We start from the raw sequence: 16,763 nt of genomic DNA on the forward strand, positions 1-16,763 counted from the left end.
TTGCGGCTACAGGGTTTAGTCGAGCAGGGAAATTGCGGTAGGGGCGTCGTTGCCCACCAGCGCCAGGTCTTCGAACTCGTTGACCGCGTTGATTTCGGTGCCCATGGAAATGTTGGTTACGCGCTCCAGGATGATCTCCACGACCACCGGTACCTTGAAGGTCTGGAGCATTTCCTGGGCCTGGCGCAGGGCCGGCTGGATGTCCTTGGGTTCGAACACCCGCAGGGCCTTGCAGCCCAGGCCTTCGGCGACCGCAACGTGGTCCACGCCGTAGCCGTTGAGCTCCGGTGCGTTGAGGTTGTCGAAGGACAGCTGTACGCAGTAGTCCATCTCGAAGCCGCGCTGGGCCTGGCGGATCAGGCCCAGGTAGGAGTTGTTCACCACGACATGGATGTACGGCAGGTTGAACTGCGCCCCTACTGCCAGCTCTTCGATCATGAACTGGAAGTCGTAGTCGCCGGACAAGGCCACCACCTGGCGGTTCGGATCGGCCTTGACCACACCGAGGGCGGCGGGGATGGTCCAGCCCAATGGGCCGGCCTGACCGCAGTTGATCCAGTGGCGTGGCTTGTAGACGTGGAGGAACTGCGCACCGGCAATCTGCGACAGGCCGATGGTGCTGACGTAGCAGGTGTCCTTGCCGAATACCTGGTTCATCTCTTCATAGACCCGTTGCGGCTTGACCGGCACGTTGTCGAAGTGGGTCTTGCGGTGCAGGCTGGCCTTGCGCTGCTGGCAGTCATGCAGCCAGGCGCTGCGATCTTTCAACTTGCCGGCGGTCTGCCATTCGCGAGCCACTTCCAGCAGCACGGTCAGGGCGCTGCCGGCGTCGGAGACGATGCCCAGGTCCGGCGTGAATACCCGGCCGATCTGGGTTGGCTCGATGTCCACGTGAATGAACTTGCGGCCTTCGGTGTAGACGTCCACCGAGCCGGTGTGACGGTTGGCCCAGCGGTTGCCGATGCCCAGCACCGCGTCGGATTTGAGCAGGGTGGCGTTGCCGTAGCGATGGGACGTCTGCAGGCCGACCATGCCCACCATCTGCGGGTGATCGTCAGGGATGGTGCCCCAGCCCATCAGGGTCGGGATCACTGGAATGCCGGTCAGCTCGGCGAACTCCACCAGCAGGTCGCTGGCATCGGCGTTGATCACACCGCCACCGGCCACCAGCAGCGGGCGCTCGGCCTGATCCAGCAGGGCCAGGGCTTTCTCGGCCTGGATCCGGGTCGCGGTTGGCTTGGCCAGGGGCAGGGGCTGGTAGGCATCGATATCGAATTCGATTTCCGCCATCTGCACGTCGAATGGCAGGTCGATCAGCACCGGACCAGGACGGCCGGAGCGCATTTCATAGAAGGCTTTCTGGAAGGCATAGGGCACCTGGCCCGGTTCCAGCACGGTGGTGGCCCACTTGGTCACCGGCTTGACGATGCTGGTGATGTCCACGGCCTGGAAGTCTTCCTTGTGCAGGCGGGCCCGGGGCGCCTGGCCGGTGATGCAGAGAATCGGGATCGAGTCGGCCGAGGCGCTGTACAGGCCCGTGACCATGTCGGTGCCGGCCGGGCCGGAAGTGCCGATGCACACGCCGATATTGCCGGCCTTGGTGCGGGTGTAGCCCTCGGCCATGTGCGAGGCGCCTTCAACGTGGCGAGCGAGGACGTGATCGATGCCTCCGACTTTCTGCAGCGCGGAATACAGCGGGTTGATGGCGGCACCCGGGATGCCAAAAGCGGTATCGACCCCTTCGCGGCGCATCACCAGAACGGCGGCTTCGATTGCTCTCATTTTGCTCATAGTTTTGTGCCTCTTACGTTTTGTAATTGTATACAAGTGGCTTTTCGCAAAGTGTATTCACGGCGGACGGCGCAGGTCAATGGATTTTCTTGAGGGGTAACGGCTTTTGACCAGGCCTCGATAAACCGGCGTCCTTTTGTCGCATGAGTTGGTTTTCGAGAATTATTGTATACAAAAATTAATTTCATTGTGTTCTATTTGCGGTATCGGACTTCTCCTACAAGAAGCTTCCACCAGACTTTCTCAATAACAAGATAAGGACGGCACCCATGAGCGCTTTAACCTTGAAAGTCGCAATCAACCTGGCCAATCAGGCCATCAGTGCGGGACGCCAGATCAGCGCAGCGCCGCTGACCATTGCGGTGCTGGATGCCGGTGGGCATCTGGTGACCTTGCAAAGAGAGGATGGCGCCAGCCTGCTGCGTCCGCAGATCGCCATCGGCAAGGCCTGGGGCGCGATTGCCTTGGGCAAGGGCTCGCGCCTGCTGGCCCTGGACGCACAGCAGCGTCCGGCGTTCATCGGTGCCTTGAATGGTCTGGGGCAGGGCAGTGTGGTGCCGGCCCCGGGTGGGGTGCTGATTCGGGATCAGACGGGGGCGGTGATTGGTGCCATCGGCATCAGTGGCGACACTTCGGACATCGATGAGCAATGCGCAATCAGCGCTATCGAGGCCCAGGGCCTGGCGGCGGATGCTGGCGTTACCGCCTGACCAGGGCGCGCTGTCGCGGGCCCTGGCCTGCGACAGCGACTACAGGGATATGGAAACGTGGTCGGAGTGCTGTCAGCGGTCCGGTTCGCAGCCTTTGAGCACCAGGCGGATGATGGTCTGCGCCGCCGCCTCGTAGTCTTCTTCGGTGAGCTTGGCCTTGCCGGTCACCACCGATATCTGCCAGTCGAAGTCGGCGTAGGTCTGGGTCGCAGCCCAGATGCTGAACATCAGATGGTTGGGATCGAGGGGGGCGATCTGGCCGCGGTCGATCCAGCTCTGGATGCATTCGATATTGTGCTTGGCCTGGGCGTTGAGCTGTTCCACCTGCTCCGGGCTCAGGTGCGGCGCACCGTGCATGATTTCACTGGCGAACACCTTGGAGGCAAAGGGCAGGTCGCGGGAGATGCGGATCTTCGAGCGGATGTAGCCGCTGAGCACTTCACTGGGTACGCCGTCGGCATTGAACGGAGTGGAAGCCTGGAGGATCGGTTCGATGATGCTTTCCAGCACCTCGCGGTAGAGGTTTTCCTTGGACTTGAAGTAGTAGTAAACGTTGGGCTTGGGTAACCCGGCCTTGGCGGCGATGTCGCTGGTCTTGGTCGCTGCAAAGCCCTTGTCGGCAAACTCTTCACTGGCGGCCCGCAGGATCAGTTCTTTATTGCGCTCGCGGATGGTGCTCATAAACCGGGGGATTCCTTGCCTGTTCGGGCGGTTGCGCATGGTAGCACCGGCGTCGCGAGGGGCTCAAGAATGCCCGCTGGCCGTAGTTTCCCGCTTCCGGCATCTCGCCTGTCCAGCCTCTGGCGCGGTATGCTGCGCGCCTTATTTCACGCAGGGAAGCCTGGCCCATGGCAGGAAGCAGTTTGCTGGTTTTGATCGACGACATCGCCGCCGTTCTCGATGACGTGGCCTTGATGACCAAGATGGCGGCGAAGAAGACCGCCGGGGTATTGGGCGACGATCTGGCGCTTAATGCCCAGCAGGTTTCCGGGGTTCGCGCCGAGCGGGAAATTCCCGTGGTCTGGGCCGTGGCCAAGGGCTCGTTTCGCAACAAGTTGATCCTGGTGCCGGCGGCGCTGGCCATCAGTGCCCTGGCGCCCTGGCTGGTGACGCCACTGCTGATGATCGGCGGCGCCTACCTGTGTTTCGAAGGCTTCGAGAAGCTGGCGCACAAGTACCTGCCCCACGGCGACGATGCCGCCGAACATGCGCAGACTCTGCAGGCGCTGGCGGACCCTCAGGTGGATCTGGTGGCCTTTGAGAAGGACAAGATCAAGGGCGCGATTCGTACCGACTTCATCCTTTCCGCGGAAATCATCGCCATTACCCTGGGCACGGTGGCAGGCGCTTCCCTGAGCCAGCAGGTGGTGGTGCTCTCGGGGATTGCGATTGTCATGACCGTCGGCGTCTATGGCCTGGTGGGCGGCATCGTCAAGCTCGATGACCTGGGGTTGTGGCTGGCGCAGAAGCCGGGTGCCCTGGCCAAACGCATCGGTGGCGCCATCCTGCGAGCGGCGCCGTGGATGATGAAGAGTCTGTCGGTGATCGGCACGGCGGCGATGTTCATGGTGGGCGGCGGCATCCTCACCCACGGTGTTCCAGCCGTGCATCAAATGATCGAGGGCCTGGCCGAGCGTAGTGCCGGAGTCATAGGCGCGGCGTCGGCGATCATGCCGACCCTGCTCAATGCCGTGGCCGGGATCATTGCCGGTGGGCTGGTACTGCTGGCCGTGACGCTGCTGGGCAAAGGCTGGCGCGCCCTGCGCGGCTGAATCCAGGCTCAGCCTGGGGCCGCTATCCGAGCCGGCGACGCAGCAGCTGGCTGTTGGCGGCACCAGCGTCGCCAGGTGAACTGCAATTGCAGGATCGCTGCACGGGCCATTTCCTGGGCTTGCACCGGCAGCGTCCGATCCTTGTCCAGGGCCTTGAGCAGGGCGATCGAAGCGGCGTCCAGTCGTTCGCTGCGATCCGGCATCGGGCCGCCGTGCTGGAGTAGCGCCGCCAGGTGCGCCAGGTAATGGTCACGTTCAGCTCCCAAGGCGCCTGCGGCGCTGGCCAGGCAACTGCGCAGTTGCAGCAGTTCGTCACCCAGGTCCAACCCCAGCAGGCCGTTGTCCCAATGCACGCGACGATTCTCGGGCTGCATCTGCCAATACCTCGACACGCGGATCAGGCGGTCGGCCATGCGTCCGCCAAACCAGCTTTCGGCCTGTTCCGGTGGTCGTGAAGTGAGTTGTGCCAAGTCAAACAGCGAGGCCTTGAACATCCGTCGGTAGTGATGTTCTCCCGGGTTGAGGCTGACCAGGCGCAACACCACCACGGCGATGCCGACCCCGATCAGGGTGGCCATGGCCTTGTTCAGAAAGGCGCCGAGGTCGTAGGTCATCAGATTGCCGGGGCCGACATTGTTGATAAAGAAGATGCAAAACGCCGAGGCGATCGGCGCGATCTTCGGCCGGCTCATGCACAGAGAGGCGAAGAACAAAGGCGGGGCCAGAGCCAGACACAGCAGGGGAAACCCATTCCAGCCGGGCAGCAGGCCAAGGCCGACGAACCCGGCCACGGGGATCGACAGGGCGATCCCCTTGAAGAAGTTCAAGCAAGAGGCCGCCGGGTTCTCGCGACCGGCGAACAGGCTCAATACCACCCCGCAAATCGACACCGCGCCCAACCCCGAAGGCCAGGCGGACAGCAACCAGAAGCTGGCCACGGCGAGAAAGGCCAGGGCACTGCGCAAGCCCCCCAACACCCCTTGCTGGATATCCCGGTGCCAGGACAGGGCACCGGGCGCACCCGGTGGCACCCGGCCCTGTTCCACGGCCTCGATGCTCTGGACGCTTTGTTCGACCCGCTCCAGTACCTGGGCCAGTTGCACCAGGCACAGATGGCCTTCGGCCGATAGCCACGGATCCTGCAGGGCTTGTCCCAGTCGTTGGGTCAAGGGGGCCAGGGTTGCGTCGGGCGCGGTTTCGAGGGCGTGGATGGTCTCGCGGATCAATGGCTCCAGGCGTTGCGCGGAAGTGGTGTCGAGCATCTGCCGTTGCCTGGCCACGCCTCGGGCGCAGCGGAGCAGACCCAGCAGGTCGCGGCTCAGTACCCGCAGCGCCTGTGAGCGACGGCGCCCTTGAGGGCCCTCGAACCAGGCGTGATCACGCTGTGCGTCCACAGTGACGATGCGTCCCAGGGCTTCCAGCAAGCCCTTGCGCTGGTCCTCTCCCTGCAGCTCCGAGGCGGCGGCGTGGCGCCCGGCGAGCCAGGCCGCTCGCCCCTGGAGCGCCAGCGTCTGTTCGACCCGGCGTGGCCAGAGGACGATGCTCGCCACCGAGGCGCAGAGGATCCCCAGGCCGATTTCCGAGCAGCGCGCCACGGCCTGATCGAATACCTGCAACGGTGCGGCAGTGGCGGGCAGGGCGATGATCGCGGCGGTGTATCCCGCCAGTACGAAGCCATAGGCGGCATGATTGCGCAGCAGCGAGGCGCCGGTGGTGCAGAAGGCCAGCCACAGGGCCATGGCCAGTAGGAACAGCAGCGGCGCCTGGCCCAGCGTGGCGATCAGCAGGATCGAGGCGACTGCCCCGACCAAGGTTCCCAGCAGGCGGTAGGCGCCCTTGGCCAGGACCATCCCGCTGCTGGGCTGGCTGACAATGAATACGGTGGTCAGGGCCCACTGCGGTTGTTCAAAATTCAGACGCAGTGCGAGGTACAGGGCTAGTCCGCCGGCGATCAGGTTCCTGAGGGCGAACAGCAGATCAGAGAGGGACGGGGCGAACAGTGCGGGCCAGACATCGGCGACGTGAAGGGTAGGGATTTTCATGCTTCAGGCACATTGATAGCTAGCTAATTATTAGCATCGTATCTATGTTGCCAGGGGATGCCAACCGGCTTTTTCAGCCCTTGCTGGGGGTGGCTTGAAGCGGGAGGGGCGGCAGTGCCCCGCCAGATGGGCGGGGCGGGCGGGACGCAGACTACTCGGCGATCTGCAGTTTGCGCGATTCGGTGTACACGTAGCGCACCTTCTCGTATTCGAACGGCGAGTTCAGCTGGCCATAGCGGAAGCTGGTCTGGTAGCGCTTGTCGACACCACGCAGCACCCAGATCTCGGGGTGGTTGCTGCTGACTTCCGAGACGTTGAGGAAGTTGATCGCCGATTCGGCGGTGTAGTCCACTGCCAGTCCGGCCGTGTCCCTCAGGTTTGACGGGCCGAGGATCGGCAGCACCAGATAGGCGCCGCCGGGTACGCCATAGAAGCCCAGGGTCTGGCCGAAATCTTCGCTCTGGCGTGGCAGGCCCATCTTGGTGGCCGGGTCCCACAGGCCGGCAACGCCGATGGTGGTGTTGAGCAGCAGGCGCGCCGTGGTTTCCATCGACCGCTGGCCCTTGAACTGCAACAGGCTGTTCATCAGGTTCGGGACGTCGCCGAGATTATTGAAGAAATTGCTGACCCCGGTGCGCAGGAAGCTCGGGGTCACATAGCGGTAACCGTCCACCACCGGCAGGAACACCCACTGATCGAAGCGGTAGTTGAAGTGGTAGACCCGACGGTTCCATGACTCCAGCGGGTCATAGATATTCAGGGCATTGAGGGTCGAACGCTCGAACTCGCGCTGGTCCAGCCCCGGGTTGAACTTGAGTTTCTTCAACGGCTCGGTGAAGCCGTCGGGGTCGTGAACCGTGGGGGTGTGGGCCTTGCTGTTGTCGGCTTGGGTATAGCCTGCGCAGAGCAACGCAGCGATAAGCAGGAGATGTTTAGCCACGGAAGAACTCCAGCATGGCGTCGCTGTTGACGCGGTAGTTGAGGTTGCCGCAATGGCCGCCATGGGGGTAGACGGTCAGGCGGTCGCCAAAGGTCTTGCGCAAGAAGCCCAGGTCGCCGGGGCCGAGGATCACGTCGTCGGCGTTGTGCATCACGGCGATCTTCGGGCTGGCCTTGAGGTAGTCCTGCAGGGCATAGAGGCTGACCTGGTCGATCAGTTGCAGCAGGCTGCCGCCGTCGGTGCGGGCGCGCCACATCGGGATCACCTGTTCGGTCAGGTAGCAGTCGAAGTCGCACTGCAGGGCGCGCTTGAGGAACGGGGTAAGGCTGGTGCCTTCGCGGATCGGGTACTTGGGCGGAATGATCAGGCCGCGGCGGTTGATCAGGTCCGAGGTGAAGGCGATGTCCGCTGCCGAGAAGCGGAAGGAGGTACCGATCAGCATGGCCATCTGCTCGTTGGTCAGATGTTGCTTGGACTGCTGGAAGTCATAGAGCAGGGCGTCGTTGAGGTCGATGTAGCCCTTCTGCTGGAAGTAGCGGGTCAGCTTGCCCAGCACCAGTTCATAGAAGGTGGTGCTGTTGTTGATGCCCTTGACCTCGGTCTGTACCAGCTTGTCGAGGTTGGTGATCGAGGTATAGAGGTTGACCGGCGGGTTGAGCAGCAGCACCTTCTTGAAGTTGAAACTGCGTCGGGTCTCATCCAGCTTGCTGATGAATGCTGCGTCCAGGGCGCCGAGGCTGTAGCCGGTGAGGTAGAACTCGGTGATCGGCAGCTTGGGGTGCTGGGCCCGTACGGCCTGCATGACCCGGTACATGTCTTCGGCGTCTTCCTGGCTCACCCCGGGGGTGGCGAAGCGCGAGGCGGCACTGATGAAGTCGAAGCTGGTGGGCGAGGACAGCTGCACCACATGGTAGCCGGCCTTGTAGTAGAGCTTCTTCAGGTACTCGTTGAGGCTGCTGTCGTAGCGCGCACCGGTACCGGCGATCAGGAAGATCAGTGGCGCGGCGTGGTCCTGGGTGGCGATGCGGTAGGTGAGCTTCTTCACCGCCCAGAAATTGTCCGGGAGGATGAACTCGCGCTCCGGCCGCAGGTTCAGGCTGTAGTCGGACTGATGGATGTCATCGTTGGCGGGAAGTTCCGGGCGCAGCTCCGGGGGGGTGGTGGCGATGGTGGCTTCAAAGGGGTTGGTCAACGGGTAGCCATAGCTGGCCGGGTCGACATCCACCGCCAGTGCGGACGCACTCAGGATAAGGCCGCCGAACAGGGCAGCGAAGCGCAAGGAACGAAGCATGACTGTATCCCTAGAAGGAAGGTACCGAATGAGGTTCGCAGGCTATGACCACCGCGCTGCTGCCGAAGTGCCATGGGTGGGCACAAATAACCCCGGCCACAGGCCTGCTGGGAGGTGATAGTAGCCGGACGATACACTTTGCCGCTATTTGCTGAACAGTTATCTGTGCGTCGCGCTTGCCAAGCGTCCGTGGACGATTATGCTGGGCGCCGTTTTGATTGTTCGGAGTGTTTCATGTCCCGCCGCCTTCCCGTGATTCTGCTGCTCGGTGTCCTGCCGCTGTGGCTGGCTGCCAGTTATGGCCTGCGCTATGGCTTTATGGAGGATGCTCGGTGGGTGGGCGTCTGTGTCGATGAGGCCGGTCGCTGGGAGTGTTCGCTACGTTCCAGCCTGGGCTGGATGATCCACTTCAAGGTGCTGGGCTGGAGTGCCTTGGGCGCGGCGCTGCTGGGGTTTGTCGTGCCCGGTCGTGCTGGCTGGGGGCTGGCGGTGTTGGCCTTGCTGGTGGGTATTCCGGCCCTGGCCTTGTACAACACCACGCTGGCGGTGTTCGCGGTGGTGATTGCAGCCTTGCGCCTGGTGCGCGCCGCCAGGCCCTAGCCGCAGGTTTTGCCTGCGGCCGGGATGAGGGTCAGGCGATGCGAGCCCTTAGACTGCGCCATAGCGCGGCCACCATCAGCAGGCTGACCAAGGCCCAGCCCCAGGCCTGCTGGTTGGCCAGGCCTTCCTGATACAGCTGCGGAGCGATACCGGCACCCAGGATAAAGGTCAGCAGGGCGATTTCGCGGCGTGGCACTCGCACCGGGCGGCACAGGTAGACCACTGCCGGCAGCAGCAGGGCGGCACTCGGGAAGCTGCGGTAGCGCGGGTCGAACACCAGTTCCAGCATCATCACTGCAGCGGCGAACCCTGCCGTTGCCAGCAACCAGCCTGCACGCTTTTCCAGGGCATTGAAGGCCCGCAGGCGCCAGCCTTCGCGAGGGCTCAAGGCCAGGGCGGCATGGGCCAGAATCAGCAGGTTCAGGCCCAGCAGCAGTCCGGCCCAGCACCATTCGCCAGTGAAGCGGCTGGTGACCCGCGCCAGTTCGCCCCAGGTACCGATGGTGCAGGCCGCCAGTGCGCCCAGCAGCGGCAGTAGCAGCGCAGCACGTCGACCGCGAACCCCGCCACCCAGGATCAGGGTGCCGAGGAATATCACTGCGCCCGCGCCCAGCCATTGTGGCCAGTAAGGCAGATTGGACACCGGGCCTGCGAGGATGCCCTTGTCCTGGCGATCGGCATCGAACAATCCCCAGTAACCGCCGACAGCGCCTTCGCTGGCACGTTTCCAGGGCTGATCGAAGGCTTCGATCAGGTTGTAATGCCAGCCGTTCTGTTCTGCCAGGGCTACGAAGCCGCGAATAAACTTGGCCTCGTTGACCCGGCTCGGCAGTGCGGTTTCCCGCTGGCGGCCTTCGCTGGGCCAGCCGGTTTCACCGATCAGCACGTCCTTGGGGGCAAAACGGTTGCCGAAGACCTGGCGTACCTCGGCCACGTGGTTCAGGGCCGCATCGATGTTCGAGGGGTCGTCTTCCCAGTACGGCAGCAGGTGAATGGTGAGGAAGTCTACCGTTGGTGCGATTTCCGGGTGCTTGAGCCAGAACTCCCAGACATCGGCATAGGTGACCGGCTGCTTGACCCCGGCCTTGACCTTGAGGATCAACCGTGCCAATTGCGGGCCGGTGACTTCCTTGCGCAGTAATGCCTCGTTGCCGACGATCACCGCGCTGACGACATCCGGGTCGGCATTGGCCGAGGCGATCAGCAGGTCGATTTCCTTCTCGGTGTCCACCGGGTTGCTATTGACCCAGGCGCCGATCATCAGCTTCAGGCCGTGCTTGCGCGCCAGCTCAGGCAGGGCTTCGAGGCCGGTCATGGAATAGGTGCGGATGCATTCGAAGCGCGTGGCCAGCAGTGCCAGGTCGGCGTCCATGCGTTCGGGGCGCAGTTTGAACGGCTGGTCGAAGGGCGATTGGTCCTTGTCGAATGGCGTGTAGGAGGCGCATTGCAGTTTGTGGCTGGCGCTGGCGACGTCCGGCAGCGACACCGGCCGGCCAAGGCCGTACCAGTAGCCACAAAGGGCCAGCAGGCCGAGCAGGCAGGCGAACAGATAAGCAAGGGTGGGGAAGCGGGCTGTGGCGGGCATGGTCAGGCCGTAGTGGAACAAAGCGGGGCATCTTACCCGCATTTGTCCACAGCTTGGTGGCTCGCATGATTTTGACATGCAAAGTTTGGGCGGGCCCTTTGTTGGAGTGGTCGCAGCGCCTGGTTACTGGCTATCTGATGTCGTTGCTGGTTGCCTTGAGGTCGCAGGCAGAGCAGGTCGCGGGCGGTGGCGGGTTGATGATCGAAGCATCAGTACTCCGCTGATGATCGAACGCGTTCGCGGTGAGGCGTGATGGGGGCGCTGAGCACCATAACCATACGTTGACGTGCCCGGCAGCCGCCTGGCACTGCACTTTTCGGGGAAGTAACGATGAAGATGCGACGACTCTTAGGCGCAGGTGCCGCACTGGTACTTGCCATCAGCTCCACTCTGGCCAGTGCCGACAGCAAAACCCTGAGCATCGGCTACGTCGACGGCTGGTCCGACAGCGTGGCGACGACCTATGTGGCGGCGGAGGTGATCAAGCAGAAGCTCGGTTATGACGTCAAACTGCAAGCGGTGGCGACCGGGATCATGTGGCAGGGCGTGGCCACCGGCAAGCTCGACGCCATGCTCTCGGCCTGGTTGCCAGTGACCCACGGCGAGTACTGGACCAAGAACAAGGACAAGGTGGTGGACTACGGTCCCAACTTCAAGGACGCCAAGATCGGCTTGATCGTGCCGGAGTATGTCAAGGCCAAGACCATCGAGGACCTCAAGACCGATACCAGCTTCAAGAACAAGATTGTCGGCATCGACGCCGGGTCCGGCGTGATGCTCAAGACTGACCAGGCGATCAAGGATTACGGCCTGGACTACAAGCTGCAGGCCAGTTCCGGTGCGGCGATGATCGCCGAATTGACCCGTGCCGAAGAGAAGCAGGAATCCATCGCCGTGACCGGCTGGGTGCCGCACTGGATGTTCGCCAAGTGGAAACTGCGCTTCCTCGAAGACCCGAAAGGCGTGTATGGCGCCGCTGAAACCGTCAACAGCATCGGCAGCAAGGGCCTGGAGAAGAAGGCGCCGGAAGTGGCAGCGTTCCTGAAGAAGTTCCAGTGGGCGTCGAAGGATGAAATCGGCGAAGTCATGCTGGCCATCCAAGACGGCGCAAAACCGGATGTGGCGGCCAAGGACTGGGTGAGCAAGCACCCGGATCGGGTTGCCGAGTGGACAGCTAAATAGTCGCCAGGCGTCTAGAACAAGGGTTGCGAGGCCGCCCGCTGAAATCAGCGGGCGGCCTTGTGTTTTTTGGGGTGGAAAGCTGGCGAGGTGGCTAATGTCGTTCTAATACTAAGGTCGTCTGGAACCTGCCTCACAGCCGCATAGAGTGGATTAGGTTCTACCTAAAATCTGTGCTGCGAGGATAAAAACAATGAACGACAGCATTTACCTCTCGATTCAAAACAGTCCGCGTTTCAAGGAGCTGGTCAGTAAGCGAGAGCGGTTCGCCTGGATTCTCTCGGCGATCATGCTTGGGCTTTACTCGGGCTTCATTCTGTTGATCGCTTACGGTCCGCAGATCCTGGGCGCCAAACTCAGTCCAACTTCATCCATCACCTGGGGTATTCCCATTGGTGTCGGCTTGATTGTCTCGGCCTTCATCCTGACGGCCATCTATGTGCGACGCGCCAACGGCGAGTTCGATGACCTGAACAATGCGATCCTGAAGGAGGCTCAGCAATGATCCGACGTCTATTCGCAGCACTCGGTCTTGCCGCTTTCGCTCCCGCCCTCTGGGCCGCAGACGCTTTGACCGGTGAAGTCCACAAGCAACCCCTCAACGTCTCGGCGATTGCGATGTTCGTGGTCTTCGTCGGTGCCACTTTGTGCATCACCTACTGGGCCTCCAAGCGCAACAAGTCAGCTGCCGACTATTACGCCGCCGGTGGCAAGATCACCGGTTTCCAGAACGGCCTGGCGATTGCCGGTGACTACATGTCGGCGGCGTCCTTCCTGGGGATCTCCGCGCTGGTGTTCACCTCCGGCTATGACGGACTGATTTACTCCATCGGTTTCCTGGTGGGCTGGCCGATCATTCTGTTCCTGATCGCCGAGCGCCTGCGTAACCTGGGCAAGTACACCTTTGCTGACGTGGCGTCCTATCGCCTCGGGCAGACTCAGATCCGCACCCTATCGGCCTGTGGTTCGCTGGTGGTGGTGGCGTTCTACCTGATCGCGCAGATGGTAGGGGCCGGCAAGCTGATCCAGTTGCTGTTCGGTCTCGACTACCATGTGGCGGTGATCCTGGTGGGGATCCTGATGTGCCTGTATGTGCTGTTCGGCGGCATGCTGGCCACCACGTGGGTACAGATCATCAAGGCGGTGCTGCTGCTGTCCGGTGCGTCCTTCATGGCGCTGATGGTGATGAAGCACGTCAACTTCGATTTCAACACCCTGTTCTCCGAGGCGATCAAGGTTCACCCCAAAGGTGAGGCGATCATGAGCCCTGGCGGTCTGGTGAAGGACCCGATATCGGCGTTCTCCCTGGGGCTTGCGCTGATGTTCGGTACTGCCGGCCTGCCGCACATCCTGATGCGCTTCTTCACTGTGAGCGATGCCAAGGAAGCCCGTAAGAGCGTGCTCTACGCCACTGGCTTCATCGGGTACTTCTACATCCTGACCTTCATCATCGGCTTTGGCGCAATCCTGCTGGTGAGCACCAATCCGGCCTTCAAGGATGCCGCAGGCGCCTTGCTGGGTGGCAACAACATGGCGGCGGTGCACCTGGCCAATGCGGTGGGTGGCAGCGTGTTCCTCGGCTTCATCTCGGCGGTGGCCTTCGCCACCATTCTGGCGGTAGTGGCAGGCCTGACCCTGGCAGGTGCTTCGGCGGTGTCTCATGACCTCTATGCCAGTGTGATCAAGAAGGGCAAGGCCAACGACAAGGATGAGATTCGCGTTTCCAAGATCACGACCGTGGCCTTGGGCGTGCTGGCCATCGGCCTGGGGATTCTCTTCGAAAGCCAGAACATTGCGTTCATGGTGGGCCTGGCGTTCTCCATCGCAGCCAGTTGCAACTTCCCGGTGCTGCTGCTCTCCATGTACTGGAAGAAGCTCACCACCCGTGGCGCCATGATTGGCGGCTGGCTGGGTCTGGTCAGCGCCGTGGCATTGATGGTTCTCGGCCCGACCATCTGGGTGCAGATCCTGCATCATGAGAAGGCGATCTTCCCGTACGAGTACCCAGCGCTGTTCTCGATGATCATTGCCTTTGTCGGTATCTGGTTCTTCTCCATCACTGACAAGTCGGCTTCGGCGGCCAATGAGCGGGCCTTGTTCTTCCCGCAGTTCGTGCGTTCGCAGACCGGCCTGGGCGCCAGTGGGGCGGTGTCGCACTGAGTGGGTCCTGTGTAGCGGCTTCTATATAGAGGCGGTGTAGTAGCGAAATGCCCTGGTCGAGAGACCGGGGCATTTTTTTTGCCTGTCGGTGGTGGTGGTGTGTGGGGCTGGAGGGCCTCTTCGCCGGCAAGCCGGCTCCTACGGGTGTATTGGTGTCGTGAGGAGGAGGAGGAGGAGGAGGAGGAGGAGGAGGAGGAGGAGGAGGAGGAGGAGGAGGAGGAGGAGGAGGAGGGCAGAAACAAATACGACCTCTGTTAGAGGCCGTATCCGGTGCAGCTAAGACGTGTGCGCAAGGCAGGTCTTACTTGCGGTCTTCCAGCTTGGTGATGTCGCGCGATTCGTAGCCGGTGTACAGCTGACGAGGACGGCCGATCTTGTAAGGGCTGGAGAGCATTTCTTTCCAGTGGGAGATCCAGCCGACGGTACGCGCCAGGGCGAAGATCACGGTGAACATGCTGGTCGGAATGCCGATCGCCTTGAGGATGATCCCCGAGTAGAAGTCGACGTTCGGGTACAGGGAGCGTTCGATGAAGTACGGATCGGTCAGGGCGATTTCTTCCAGGCGCATGGCCAGTTCGAGCTGAGGATCGTTGTTGATGCCCAGTTCTTTCAGGACTTCGTCGCAGGTCTGCTTCATCACGGTGGCGCGCGGGTCGCGGTTTTTATACACGCGGTGGCCGAAGCCCATGAGTTTGAACGGATCGTTCTTGTCCTTGGCCTTGGCGATGAACTTGTCGATGTTCGATACATCGCCAATTTCGTCGAGCATGGTCAGCACGGCTTCGTTGGCGCCGCCGTGGGCAGGGCCCCAGAGCGCGGCGATACCGGCAGCGATACAGGCGAACGGGTTGGCACCCGAAGAGCCGGCAAGGCGTACGGTGGAAGTCGAGGCGTTCTGTTCGTGGTCGGCGTGGAGGATGAAGATCCGGTCCATTGCCTTGGCCAGCACCGGGCTGATCGGTTTGATCTCGCACGGGGTGTTGAACATCATGTGCAGGAAGTTTTCCGCGTACGACAGGTCGTTGCGCGGATACATCATCGGCTGACCCATGGAGTACTTGTAAACCATCGCTGCCAGGGTCGGCATCTTGGCTACCAGGCGCACAGCGGAGATTTCGCGATGCTGCGGGTTATTGATGTCCAGGGAGTCGTGGTAGAACGCCGAGAGTGCACCCACTACGCCGCACATCACCGCCATTGGGTGGGCGTCGCGGCGGAAACCGTTGAAGAAGCTCTTCAACTGCTCGTGAACCATGGTGTGGTTCTTCACGGTGCTGACGAACTGGGCTTTCTGTTCGGCGGTGGGCAATTCACCGTTGAGCAGCAGGTAGCAGGTTTCCAGATAGTCCGACTTTTCAGCCAGTTGTTCGATCGGGTAGCCGCGGTGCAACAGAATGCCGTTGTCGCCGTCGATATAGGTGATTTTCGACTCGCAGGAGGCGGTCGACATGAAACCCGGGTCAAAAGTGAAGCGGCCCGTGGCCGTCAGGCCCCGAACATCAATTACATCGGGACCAACGGTGCCGGTTAAAATGGGCAGCTCGACGGGGGCTGCGCCCTCGATGATCAACTGCGCTTTTTTGTCAGCCATGTGGCCTCCTATTTATGCTTGAAATCATCAGACAGACCCCCCACGCAGGGCCCGCACCACTATAGTGAGATAAATCTGAATGTCAATTTGCCTAAAGTCTTGTCCCAGAAGGCTTTGGGAGGGATTTTTTAGCGAAATTCACTGCCATTTACGCCTTTTATAAGGCTAACGCAATCAGCTATTAGGGGAAGGTGTTTGCGTTGTCATTAGTAGCCTAACTGTCTATACTCGGCCACCGACCTCCGTAGGCTTCTGGGCCCGCTTTATTGGGGGTCGCACTCCCTGGGTAGTGGTTACCTGACCAGTGCACTCCCCAACAACTTTGCCCTGATTGTTAGGGGCTCTTCAGTGTGAAAAAAGCCGTGAATAGCCAACGACCTGTAAACCTAGACCTAAGGACCATCAAACTCCCCATCACCGGCGTTACGTCGTTTCTTCACCGTGTTTCCGGCATCATCCTCTTCCTGGGCATCGGCATCATGCTTTACGCATTGAGCAAATCCCTGGGCTCCGAGGAAGGCTATGCCGAGGTGAAGGCGTGCTTGACCAGTCCGCTGGCCAAATTCGTTGCATGGGGCCTCCTGTCCGCCTTGCTGTATCACTTGGTGGCCGGTGTACGCCATCTGATTATGGACATGGGCATCGGTGAGACGCTGGAAGGCGGCAAGCTGGGCTCGAAAATCGTTATCGCCGTATCCGTGGTGGTAATCGTTCTGGCGGGAGTTTGGATATGGTAACCAGCGTTACGAACCTGTCGCGTTCGGGCCTTTATGACTGGATGGCACAGCGTGTGTCTGCGGTCGTTCTCGCGGCTTATTTCATTTTCCTGATTGGATACCTCGTAGCGAATCCGGGCATTGACTACACCCAGTGGCATGGCCTGTTCGCAAACAACTGGATGCGTATCTTCAGTCTGCTGGCCATGGTGGCCCTGGGCGCTCACGCCTGGGTCGGCATGTGGACCATCTCGACTGACTACCTGACGCCGATGGCGCTGGGCAAGTCGGCGACAGCAGTACGTTTCCTTTTCCAGGCAGTATGCGGCGTTGCGATGTTCGCTTACTTCGTCTGGGGTGTGCAGATTCTCTGGGGTATCTGATTC

General features: G+C 61.4%; 16 protein-coding genes. 9 read left to right on the forward strand and 7 right to left on the reverse strand.

Annotation, left to right across the window (positions count from 1 at the left end; genetic code table 11):
• Nucleotides 1-15: 15 nt before the first annotated feature.
• On the reverse strand, nt 16-1,791 hold the full coding sequence (gene gcl, locus P7C00_RS09295; RefSeq protein ID WP_402894234.1) for a glyoxylate carboligase: 1,776 nt from the start codon (nt 1,789-1,791) through the stop codon (nt 16-18).
• A gap of 269 nt (nt 1,792-2,060) precedes the next feature.
• On the opposite strand from gcl, the gene P7C00_RS09300 reads away from it, so the two are divergent.
• Entirely contained in the window at nt 2,061-2,501 is a 441-nt protein-coding gene (locus P7C00_RS09300; protein WP_346631959.1) for a heme-binding protein, read from the forward strand.
• A gap of 72 nt (nt 2,502-2,573) precedes the next feature.
• Here the strand turns inward: P7C00_RS09300 and P7C00_RS09305 are convergent, their stop codons facing one another.
• Nucleotides 2,574-3,182: a TetR/AcrR family transcriptional regulator gene (locus P7C00_RS09305; RefSeq protein ID WP_346631958.1), complete on the reverse strand. Its 609-nt coding sequence runs from the start codon at nt 3,180-3,182 to the stop codon at nt 2,574-2,576.
• A gap of 167 nt (nt 3,183-3,349) precedes the next feature.
• On the opposite strand from P7C00_RS09305, the gene P7C00_RS09310 reads away from it, so the two are divergent.
• Nucleotides 3,350-4,273, forward strand: a complete 924-nt coding sequence (locus P7C00_RS09310; RefSeq protein WP_346631957.1) for a DUF808 domain-containing protein — start codon at nt 3,350-3,352, stop codon at nt 4,271-4,273.
• Nucleotides 4,274-4,281: 8 nt separating this feature from the next.
• On the opposite strand, the gene P7C00_RS09315 is transcribed toward P7C00_RS09310, so the two are convergent.
• The 3 genes from P7C00_RS09315 to P7C00_RS09325 form a co-directional block, all read right to left on the reverse strand.
• Nucleotides 4,282-6,315 (reverse strand): FUSC family protein, encoded by a 2,034-nt coding sequence (locus P7C00_RS09315; RefSeq protein WP_404938732.1) that lies wholly within the window; start codon nt 6,313-6,315, stop codon nt 4,282-4,284.
• Between the two features lie 151 nt (nt 6,316-6,466).
• Nucleotides 6,467-7,255, reverse strand: coding sequence for a VacJ family lipoprotein (locus P7C00_RS09320; RefSeq protein WP_404938734.1), 789 nt, complete (start codon nt 7,253-7,255; stop codon nt 6,467-6,469).
• Nucleotides 7,248-8,546, reverse strand: coding sequence for a serine/threonine protein kinase (locus P7C00_RS09325; protein WP_404938736.1), 1,299 nt, complete (start codon nt 8,544-8,546; stop codon nt 7,248-7,250). Before P7C00_RS09325 ends, P7C00_RS09320 begins: the two co-directional genes overlap by 8 nt.
• A 234-nt stretch (nt 8,547-8,780) precedes the next feature.
• Between P7C00_RS09325 and P7C00_RS09330 the strand changes: the two genes are divergently transcribed.
• Nucleotides 8,781-9,146 (forward strand): hypothetical protein, encoded by a 366-nt coding sequence (locus P7C00_RS09330; protein WP_404938738.1) that lies wholly within the window; start codon nt 8,781-8,783, stop codon nt 9,144-9,146.
• A gap of 31 nt (nt 9,147-9,177) precedes the next feature.
• Here the strand turns inward: P7C00_RS09330 and P7C00_RS09335 are convergent, their stop codons facing one another.
• Nucleotides 9,178-10,731, reverse strand: coding sequence for a beta (1-6) glucans synthase (locus P7C00_RS09335; RefSeq protein ID WP_404938740.1), 1,554 nt, complete (start codon nt 10,729-10,731; stop codon nt 9,178-9,180).
• Nucleotides 10,732-11,061: 330 nt separating this feature from the next.
• Between P7C00_RS09335 and P7C00_RS09340 the strand changes: the two genes are divergently transcribed.
• From P7C00_RS09340 to P7C00_RS09355, 4 genes are all read left to right on the forward strand, one after another.
• Nucleotides 11,062-11,913 (forward strand): glycine betaine ABC transporter substrate-binding protein, encoded by an 852-nt coding sequence (locus P7C00_RS09340; RefSeq protein ID WP_346631951.1) that lies wholly within the window; start codon nt 11,062-11,064, stop codon nt 11,911-11,913.
• Between the two features lie 190 nt (nt 11,914-12,103).
• Nucleotides 12,104-12,415, forward strand: coding sequence for a DUF485 domain-containing protein (locus P7C00_RS09345; protein ID WP_253125219.1), 312 nt, complete (start codon nt 12,104-12,106; stop codon nt 12,413-12,415).
• Nucleotides 12,412-14,070 (forward strand): cation acetate symporter, encoded by a 1,659-nt coding sequence (locus P7C00_RS09350; protein WP_346631950.1) that lies wholly within the window; start codon nt 12,412-12,414, stop codon nt 14,068-14,070. Before P7C00_RS09345 ends, P7C00_RS09350 begins: the two co-directional genes overlap by 4 nt.
• A gap of 78 nt (nt 14,071-14,148) precedes the next feature.
• Nucleotides 14,149-14,328 carry a hypothetical protein gene (locus P7C00_RS09355; protein ID WP_404938742.1) on the forward strand — a complete coding sequence of 60 codons (180 nt, stop codon included), beginning with the start codon at nt 14,149-14,151 and terminating at the stop codon, nt 14,326-14,328.
• A 43-nt stretch (nt 14,329-14,371) separates the two neighbouring features.
• Here P7C00_RS09355 and gltA read toward each other — a convergent pair whose 3' ends face one another.
• Entirely contained in the window at nt 14,372-15,661 is a 1,290-nt protein-coding gene (gene gltA, locus P7C00_RS09360; protein WP_011060047.1) for a citrate synthase, read from the reverse strand.
• A 350-nt stretch (nt 15,662-16,011) separates the two neighbouring features.
• Here gltA and sdhC point away from each other — a divergent pair, with 350 nt between their 5' ends.
• On the forward strand, nt 16,012-16,398 hold the full coding sequence (gene sdhC, locus P7C00_RS09365) for a succinate dehydrogenase, cytochrome b556 subunit (protein ID WP_015634665.1): 387 nt from the start codon (nt 16,012-16,014) through the stop codon (nt 16,396-16,398).
• Complete coding sequence (sdhD, locus tag P7C00_RS09370) at nt 16,392-16,760, forward strand: succinate dehydrogenase, hydrophobic membrane anchor protein (protein ID WP_011060049.1); 369 nt, start codon at nt 16,392-16,394, stop codon at nt 16,758-16,760. Before sdhC ends, sdhD begins: the two co-directional genes overlap by 7 nt.
• Nucleotides 16,761-16,763: the final 3 nt, after the last annotated feature.

Origin of the sequence: Pseudomonas sp. JDS08PS003 (assembly GCF_045013505.1) — a bacterium.
In the GTDB taxonomy this organism is placed as follows: Bacteria; Pseudomonadota; Gammaproteobacteria; order Pseudomonadales; family Pseudomonadaceae; genus Aquipseudomonas; species Aquipseudomonas protegens_B.